The sequence below is a fragment of the Lactobacillus sp. UMNPBX19 genome (assembly GCF_002553805.1).
Taxonomy (GTDB): Bacteria; Bacillota; Bacilli; order Lactobacillales; family Lactobacillaceae; genus Lactobacillus.
On record NZ_PCYR01000068.1, the window covers coordinates 1 to 1,485 of the forward strand.

The following is a 1,485-nucleotide window of genomic DNA, read 5'->3' on the forward strand; positions in this document are numbered from 1 at the left end:
TGTAGTGACCCTCGAAATTCGGACACGGATTTCGGGGGTTTTCTTATGACCAAATTATCTAAAAAAGATAAAATGAATATCTTTAAAGAATGGAAATACGAAGGTAAAGGCGCTAAGTATTTAAGTAAGAAATATGGGGTTAATGTAAGTAGGATTAATTATTTACTTGAATTAATTGATCGACACGGCTTTACTATCCTAGACAAGTTTTACACATATCATTCTAAAGAATTTAAGGAAGAAGCTATAAATCGTGTTTTATTAGCTGATGAATCTATTAATAATGTTGCACTGGAACTAGGCTTGTCTAGTGCAGGAATGTTAAACAATTGGATTCGCTCTTATAAAGAAAACGGGTATAATATCGTTATCAAATCGAAAGGACGACCAACCCGTGAAAAACGCGAAGAACAAAGAACTAGAGAAGCTGAAGCGAGAAAACGAAGAACTTCGTCGCCAGAATTTAAAGCTTACTGTCGAAAATGCATTCATAAAAAAATTGGATGCCTTAGTTCAAAAGAGATCAAACCAACCAAAACAGAAATAGCACGAGCTGTTACCGAATTAAGGCGTGAACTTGGGTTGGGAATTAAAACTATTCTCGAAGTTATAAATGATCCAGATAACAATCTTCCCAATTTATCTAGAAGTAATTATTACGACATCTTAAACCGTGAAGACAAGGATGACTTAAAATATCATCACATGATTAAGCGCATTAAATCTATTTACTTCGAAATTAAGAAAAGATACGTTGCTCCTGGCTATCGTACGATCACAAATCACTTGCATAGGGAAGGTTTTAAAGTAAATCCTAAAACAGTTCAGCGCTTAATGCGTAAGTTCAAATTATTCGGTTATAGAATGAAAAAGAAAAAACGTTATGACAGTTATGAAGGTGAAATTGAAGGCAGAATTAAAGAAAATTTAGTACAGCGAGATTTTTTTAGTGTTACACCCAATCGTAAATGGTATACAGATATTACAGAGTTTAATCTTAAGGGACTAAAACTCTACCTTTCCCCCATTCTTGATGGATGTGGTGGTGACATTGTAGCTTTTAATATTTCACGTAGTCCAAATCTAAAGCAGGTAATGACTATGCTTAAAGATGCATTTAAAGTCAGTTCAAATCTAAAGGGCTTAATCTTTCATAGTGATCGAGGTTGGCAATATCAACATAAAGCTTATCAGAAAGCATTGAAAGAACGAGGGATTGAACAGAGTATGTCTCGTAAAGGATGTTCTCCGGATAATGGTCTGATGGAAGGTTTCTTCAGTATTCTTAAAAGAGAAATGTTTTATGGCAAAGAATCCGCTTATGCCAATCTAGAAGAATTAGAGCAAGCAATTATCGAGTTCATTCATTATTACAATAACGAAAGACCAAAAGACAGACTAAAAGGATTGACCCCGATAGAGTATCGAAATCAATCCTTAGTCGCTTAATATTAATAAAGTGTCCAATTTTTGTGGGTCACTACA

1 protein-coding gene is annotated in these 1,485 nt (G+C 34.3%); it reads left to right on the forward strand.

Annotated features, from left to right (window positions below; translation table 11 throughout):
* Nucleotides 1-45: 45 nt before the first annotated feature.
* On the forward strand, nt 46-1,449 hold the full coding sequence (locus tag CP370_RS09060) for an IS3 family transposase (protein ID WP_223661409.1): 1,404 nt from the start codon (nt 46-48) through the stop codon (nt 1,447-1,449).
* Nucleotides 1,450-1,485: the final 36 nt, after the last annotated feature.